This window comes from Arthrobacter sp. Y3225116, assembly GCF_059091245.1.
Genome location: NZ_JBNHGL010000143.1, coordinates 1 through 7,384 on the forward strand (window position 1 = coordinate 1; position 7,384 = coordinate 7,384).

Sequence of the window (7,384 nt, forward strand, 5' to 3'; positions counted from 1 at the left end):
CCCTTCGAGGGTCCGAAGGGCAGCCCTTACTGACGCCCTGCTGGATGCCGTCTGTCGAGCAAGTTCGGCCTCCGGCGGTAGAAGGGATCCTCTTTCGAATTGACCGGAAAATATGCGCTCCCTGATCTGATCTGCGATCGAATCAGAAGCTTTCTGCACCACCACCGGTCTGAAGGAAGCCCTGGAGAGCCCGATGTCTACTGAACCTGAATTTGTCATGGTTTTTCCTAGTCACCGGGCGCTTAGGGAGGCACTTGCTATAAGCTCTCGCTCTAGACCCCATCGCCATAGCGCCGGGCCCGACCCATTGGCGATCGTCATAATAGTCATGGTCCTACCATAGGCCAAGGATGCAGGTCGCAGCCTCGCCCCGTCCGCTCTGTTGCGCTCACGGGTACCCTTTTCGCCTTTCGACCACATGCATTCCGAGGGCAAACGTTTTTGAGTGCACTAGCAGATCGCGGAGAAGTCAGCGATGTTACACGTTTCCCGTATTGGCCGTGCGGGCTAGCTCAAGGGACCACAAGCTGCTCGAGCGCTGAGCTAACTGCCCGTCAACCGTCGGGACCTCGACAGTCCTGGTTCTCGACCGCGCTACCGGAACCAGGGCTACTCTGAGCGCTTTTGGCTTGGTCATTCCGGGTTATCTCCGGTTGCCCAGCCGTCACGCTTCCTGCCAGTCGACGACGTCCCCTAGGGTGGCCCGTGAGGTTCTGAATTGGTTCGCTGGGTGCGAGGCGTCTTCGTACCCGAAGGACACGGCACAGACAATGAGCCGATCATCGGAGAGGTTTAGCTGTTCGCGCACAATGTCGGAATACATGGCTACAGCGGCCTGAGGCACGGTGGAAATGCCTAGGCTCGCCGCCGCCAGCAGCAGTGTCGTTAGATAGCCTCCGCAGTCAATTGCCCCGTATGTTCCCAGCAGGGCGTCGGTTGTCACGATAGCGACATGCGGGGCACCGAAGAAACGATAGTTTTCCAACCCCTGCTCGGCTCGACGCTCGTATTCGTGGCGGTCGATGCCAAGGCTGGCATAGAGGGCGTAGCCCGACTCCCGGCGTCTAGACAGGTAGACGCCCCGGTAGTCGGCCGGTGCTTCGATGTCCGGATGCTTTCCTCCCTTTAATGCTCCCTTAATCAAGGCTTCCGACAAGCGTTCCTTGGCGGCACCGGAGAGGATGCTGACTTTCCACGGCTGGGTGTTGCACCATGACGGTGCTTTTTGTGCCAACTGCAACATGCATTCGATCTGTGATTCTGGCACCCGCCGGCTATGGAACCCGCGGCAGCTATGGCGGCTGTCAAGGATGGAAGCTAACACGGTAGAAGGCGTAGCGGTTTCCGTTTGCGTTTCTTGCACGTTTCTCTCCTCACTGAAGCCCGCAATGCCTATCGCTGCTGCGTCCGTCGCTATTTAGGGACCCGGCTGCCCAGCCATGCGCTATTCCGTGGTTTCGTATGCGCGGCAACTGCCCATCTGGGTGAGCGAAGGTGTGCGACCCGCCGTCCCCTACGGGGAGGTGGGCGGGTCGCACATCAGGCAGGTAACCGGGACGCGGGGGAACGCCTTGCTGCCATTCGGATCTGCGTGGCCTTATGGCTAGTACCCGGGGTAGGGAACATCACCGGCGGCCATTCCGGCTTTCAGACCGCCGTCAATGTCGATGGTCTGCCCGTTGACGAATCGGGCCTCTTCCGAGGTCAGAAAAACTATTACATCCGCGATGTCCTCGGGTTCAGCCCAGCCTCCGATAAGGCTCTTGATCCGCTCGACGCGGTCCTCGCTCATAACGTTGATGAAGTCGCCGATGATCGGCGTGTTCGTCATGCCCGGGCAGACGGCATTGATGCGCAGCCCCTTCTGGGCGAAGGCGATGGCTTTGGTCAGCGTGTAGTAGCTGACCGCTTCCTTCGAAAAGTTGTATGCCTTTCCTTCCGGTTGGACCTGGCGGTACCACTCGAGACCATCATTGAAGGAGGCTGTCGCCATGAGTTCCTTGTGGATCTCCTTGCGGGTGGGCCACATGACATCGCCGTTGGAGGAAACATTGATGACGGTTCCGCCGCGGTTCAGCCGGGGCTCGAGGGCTTCGGTCAGATGCCGCAGGCCGAGGAAGTTCACCGAGAAAACGAACTCATTGGGCAGCTTTCCTCCAGGGACGCCGGCGATGTTCAGCAGCCCGTCGAACCCGCCGTCGAGCTGCCGGACTACGGAGTCGATGCTTTCGGGGTTGGACAGATCCACGGGGAAATGGGCGGCAACCGGTGCTGCGGGCTCGTTGCGGTCCAGGCTGTAGACCTCTGCTCCCTGTTTGCAGAGTTTGGCTGCTGTTGCGTTTCCCATGCCGGAGGCGGCACCCGTAACGATGAATCGTTTTCCAGTCAATGACATAATTGCGCTCCTAAATAGAAATGACTAGTGGTTTTGGATTGTCTTGCGTGCAGGGCCCGCGAGGGTCTGCACCTGGCTGAAGGCGTCGAGACCCCAGATGCCGTTCTCCACGCCGAGGCCGCTCCATTTAAAACCTCCGAAGGGGAGGTGGGGGAGGATGCCCCGCGTGTGGTGATTGACGGATGCCTGGCCGGATTCAAGTTGGGCCGCAACTTCGCGGGCACGGTCAGTGTCGACACCCCATACCGAGCCGCCGAGGCCATACATACTGTTATTGGCCCTCCGGAGCACGTCCTCGACATCGGAGTAACCGATGATCGGGAGGATGGGGCCGAATTGTTCCTCATCGACAATCCTGTCGCCGTCCGTGACACCGGTGAGAACAGTGGGCTCGAAGAAGTAACCAGGCCCCTCGATGGGCTTTCCTCCGGCGGCGGCCTTAGCACCGGCGGAAATCGAGTACGAGGCCAGGTCCCTGACGTTCTTCAACTGTGCCTGAGTGGTGAGCGGCCCAAGCTGCACGCCCTCAGTCATGCCATCGCCTATGCGGACTTCGCGGGCTACGGCGGCGATGGCTTCCACATACTCCGCGCGCTGTGCCTCGGGAACGTACAGGCGCTTCACCAGGGCGCACATCTGGCCATTGTTTTTAAAGGCGGCCCAGAACAGATCCCGGGCGAAGTCCTCGGGGGATGCGTCATCCAGCACAATGGCCGCGTCGTTGCCCCCGAGTTCCAGGGTGACGCGTTTGAGGTCTGCGGCGGCGTTTTGGGCGACCTCCTTGCCCACCTCGGTCGAGCCAGTGAAGCTCACCTTCCGCACCAGAGGATGGACCAGGAGCTGGCTCCCCAGGGGCTCCTTGCCGGAGACGACGTTGAAGACACCGTGGGGAAGCAGGGGGCGGAGGATCTCGCCGACGAGCAGTGCCGTCAGGGGCGTGAAGGACGAGGGCTTGATGACCATCGTGTTGCCCGCGAGCAGAGCCGGGGCTGCCTTCCAGGCGATGAGCAGCAGCGGGGAATTCCAGGGGATGATGCCGACGACCACTCCCAGCGGCTTGCGCACCACCTCGACGAAACCGTCGGCGTCGTCCTGGACCACGGTGGAGGACATGTCGAGTCCGGCGAAGTAGCGGAACCAGTCGGCGGACCGGTGGGCGTCGGCGACGGACTCGGGCAGGGGCTTGCCCTGCTCCGCGGTCATGACAGCGCCAAGTGCCTCGGCATTGGCGGAGAGGGCGTCGGCGATGGCCAGCAGGCGTTCCCGCCGGAAGGCGACGTCGGTCCGCCACCCGGCGAAGGACCGGTGTGCCGATTCAACCGCGCGGTCGCGCTGTTCCTCGGAGCAACGCGGGGCACGCGTAATGACTTGCCCGGTGGCGGGATTAAGGACGTCGAACCCCTCGCCCGAGGACGCAGCCTGGCCGTCGATGGTCATGGTGAATTCCCGAATTTCGATGGGTTCAAGCCCCGCGCGGGTGTGCAGGTTGGTCGATGTTTCTGTCACTGTTCCTCCATTTGCGGCTCTGTTAGCCATTGATGTTGTGGGGTGGGTGGGCGAGGTCGATCACCTCCGACGCGTAATGGCGCCCGTTCTGCCGTGAACCCGTTCCGGTTCGGCTCGGTTAGTTCCGTGAACCGCGGAGCCGAGCGGGGCGGTCAAGACCGCCGCAGTCAGCCCGACCGCCCGTGCGGTCATGGTCTCCCCGACGGCTGCCCAGAAGGGCGGCGAGCCCATGGTCGCTGGCCAGTGCGACCAAGACCTCGGAGGCGGGAGGCAGGTACTTTGCCTCGGCTGCACCAATGGCGGGGAGCAGCTCCCAGGCCAGAAGAAACGCGAGGATCCCCGGGGCGCCGAAGATGCTTGCTGTCGTGGTTTCCACCAGACAGCGGGAACGGAGGGTGTCGTTCTGACCCCAGTGGCGCTTTTCATGCTTATGATTCCGTTCCCCAGCACTGCTATGGGCTGGTTAAACAATCCCTTGGCTGCGCAATTCGGCGATGCGCTTCTGGTCGAACCCGAGGTACGTGGCGAGCACGCGGTCGGTGTCTTCCCCATAATTCGGTCCGGACCGGTTGAGGAATCCCCCGATGTGGGTCGGGGTCTTCTCCATGCGTACAGGGTGTTCCTTGACCGGCCAGATGCCGATTTCCGTCTGGGGCAGCTCGATGGTCCACTGCAGGTGCCGCAGCTGGGGGTCCCTTTCGTACCGGTCCTGGGCGTCCTGGCAGACTCCGGCCGGGACACCCACGGCCTGTAGGGCTTCCATGAGGTCGAAGGCGTCGCGCTTGCTGGTCTCGGTCTCCAGCAAAGCTTCGAGGTGGTCCTGGTTTTGCAACCGGGATTCGAGGTCGGCGAACCGCAGATCTGCGGTCCAGCCGGGGTTGCCCAAAACCTTCACGAGGGAGCGCCAGTGGCTCTCGGTGAACGCCGCGATTGCAATCCAGCGGTCCTCACCCACGGTGCGGAAGGCCCCGTGCGGGGCGGCCGGCTTGTAGGGGGAGCGGTTGCCGTATCGGCTCCAGCGCCGTCCGTTGACCGACCAGTCGAGGATGGCGGTCCCGGTGAGGTAGAGGCCGGCCTCGCCTTGGGATGCGTCGATATGGCATCCCTGCCCGGTGATGTCCCTCCGGTAGAGGGCGGCGAGCATGGCGTTGGCCATGTTGTATGCGCCAAACCAGTCCAGGTAGGAGTAGCCGATGCCGGCCGGAGGGAAGGGCTCGGGGAGCCCCGACATTTCGCTGATGCCTGTAAAGGCCTGTGCGGTTGGGCCGAAAGCGCGGGCGCGGCCGTAGTTCCCGTACTCGCCGAAACCTGATTGCTGGACGTAGATGATCGAGGGGTTTAGTTCCTTGAGCCGGTCATAGCCAAGGCCCATCCTCTTCATGGTCCCCGGCGAGAAGCCTTCGACAACCATGTCGGCGCCGCGTATAAGGTCTTCAAGGATCTGCTTGCCCTCGACCGACTTCAGGTTAAGCGAGATCCCGAGCTTGCCTGCGTTGATCTCCATGAAGGACCCGCTGCGGTTGGGGTTACCCGGGGTTTGGGCGGGTGTGGGCAACGCCTCGGTTGCGGCGTCCCGTTCGGGCCTTCCGCCCGGCGGGCAGAGGCCCTGCCCGGTGCGCATGCCGTCCAGGCGGCTTTCGTGTTCGACCTTCACCACCTCGGCACCCATGGAGGCGAGGAACCGGCCGGCACCGGCGCTGGCGAGCATCCAGCTCAAGTCGATGACCCGCACTCCTGCAAGGGCGAAAGGCTTGCCGTGGGGGCTGATCTGAGCCGTGGCTCGTCGTGCCGGATCGGTCTGCAGGCGGTGGTGCCTGCGCGGGGCGCTCCATTCGGCAAGGACTTCGGCGGTGTGCTGGCCAAGTCTCGGGGATGGTGCGCCGTGGTTCCAGGCCACGTCCTTCGAGTACCATTTGGCCCCGGTGTGGTCCACGGAGCGTCCCAGTTCGGGGCGGTAGATGTCGACGAATGCTTCGCGCATCCGCCAGTGCTCATCGTCGATGTTCTCCTCCGGGCGGCGGACCGGCGCCCAGGGCAGGCCGTTGTCCTGCCCGTCGCGCCAGACATCTGCGGTGAACATGGTCCGCCCCACCAGCTTCTCGACCTGGGCGGAGAGTTTGTCGGTGGCCTGCGCGGAGGACCGGGCGGCCGGATCGGTGTAGGGATCTCCGTCCAGGTCCGCCTCCATGCCATACTTGCGCAGCACGTTCACGGTGCCGTCCCAGGCGCCCCCATTGGCGGTGACGGATCCCTTGAGGTAGGTCTTGTAGGGCAGCAGATATCGCCCGTCCTTGGTCATGGCCAGCGCCGGCAGGCTGGCCGACACCATGGAGTGCCGGCAAGTCAGGCGCAAATGCTTCTGGCGCAGGAACAGCCAGTCCGGGGCGTCCGTTTCGGTGTTCTTGCTCACCGCCTCATGGACATTTGCCGACATGTACTGGCCCTCGCCGCTCCGAAGCCTGTAGCTGAGCGCCCCGAGAATTGACATCACGGCCATTTCGCCGGTGATGTGGTAGGCGTGCCACATCTGCGGGGCAACCGGGGGTGTGTCGTAGTGGCCGAACGGGTCCGGGTCGTAGCCGCAGTTCATCATCACGCCGCCGAGGGCCAGGTGCACCAGGTCGCTGCCCACGTAGTCCGCCCACGGCCCGTCGTCGCCGAAGGCACTGATGCGCATGTAAAGAAGGCCCGGGTTCAACTCCTGCAGCACCTCGTAGCCTAGTCCGCGCTCGTCCATGTATCCGCGAGGCCGGGTTTCGATCACGACATCGGCCTGCCTGGCAAGCTGGAGGAAACCGGCGCAGCCCTCCTCGGTGTCAAGGTCAAGGCACACCGAACGCTTGCCGTGGTTATAGTGCCAGAAGTACAGGCTCTGCTCTGGGTTTGAAATGTCGCCGGCGAACGGGCCATACGCGCGGGTCCCTTCGTCTCCCGGTGCCTCGATCTTGACTACGTCGGCGCCGAGCCCGGCGAGCACCCTCCCGGCGTACTCGCCCAGCTCGTCGGCGACCTCGAGTACCTTTAGGCCGTCGAGATAACCCTTCGCCCCTTGAAAGTCATTCGAATCGTCCACGGATCTGCCTCCATTTCGGTCCACCTAATGGATCAATGGGAGATTGGTCCATCCATTGCTATGATGGGGGTCACCATTCACCGTGTCAAACTCCGAAGAAGGAAAGCATGGAAAAATCGGTAGTAATCATCGGCTGCTCTGCCCTGCCCATCGGCAAGTGGCAAACAAAGCCTGAGGACGCCAACCAGGTCTTGGAGCATGAAGTGCTGGCCAGGCTCGTGGTTGAGGCGGTGCGCCAGGCGGGCATCGACAAGACTGATGTCCAAGGACTGAGCTTCACCATGAACCGGCACTACACGCTGCAGAAGTACTTCGCCACCTTCATGGCAAACTACCTTCGGTTGCCATGCCACGGAACGGTCTCCGAGGTCCTGGGCAACGGAATGACCGGCGGGTGGGCCTTCGAGAAC

General features: G+C 62.7%; 6 protein-coding genes. 1 reads left to right on the forward strand and 5 read right to left on the reverse strand.

The genetic code is table 11. The features are described from left to right. The 5 genes from AC5RV2_RS12390 to AC5RV2_RS12410 all read right to left on the reverse strand — a co-directional run. Positions 1-219 (reverse strand): FadR/GntR family transcriptional regulator (locus AC5RV2_RS12390; protein ID WP_494092580.1); only part of this gene is annotated, 219 nt, incomplete at its 3' end. 445 nt (positions 220-664) lie between these two features. Next, complete coding sequence (locus tag AC5RV2_RS12395; protein ID WP_494092581.1) at positions 665-1,363, reverse strand: nitroreductase; 699 nt, start codon at positions 1,361-1,363, stop codon at positions 665-667. Between the two features lie 240 nt (positions 1,364-1,603). Then, the gene (locus AC5RV2_RS12400) at positions 1,604-2,389 is read right to left on the reverse strand and encodes a coniferyl-alcohol dehydrogenase (RefSeq protein WP_494092582.1); all 786 of its coding nucleotides are present in this window, start codon (positions 2,387-2,389) and stop codon (positions 1,604-1,606) included. Positions 2,390-2,419: 30 nt separating this feature from the next. Further along, the gene (locus AC5RV2_RS12405) at positions 2,420-3,901 is read right to left on the reverse strand and encodes an aldehyde dehydrogenase family protein (protein WP_494092583.1); all 1,482 of its coding nucleotides are present in this window, start codon (positions 3,899-3,901) and stop codon (positions 2,420-2,422) included. A 463-nt stretch (positions 3,902-4,364) separates the two neighbouring features. Then, complete coding sequence (locus AC5RV2_RS12410) at positions 4,365-6,974, reverse strand: CaiB/BaiF CoA transferase family protein (protein WP_494092584.1); 2,610 nt, start codon at positions 6,972-6,974, stop codon at positions 4,365-4,367. Between the two features lie 107 nt (positions 6,975-7,081). On the opposite strand from AC5RV2_RS12410, the gene AC5RV2_RS12415 reads away from it, so the two are divergent. Further along, a partial coding sequence (locus AC5RV2_RS12415) for a hypothetical protein (RefSeq protein ID WP_494092585.1) occupies positions 7,082-7,384 on the forward strand: 303 nt, incomplete at its 3' end.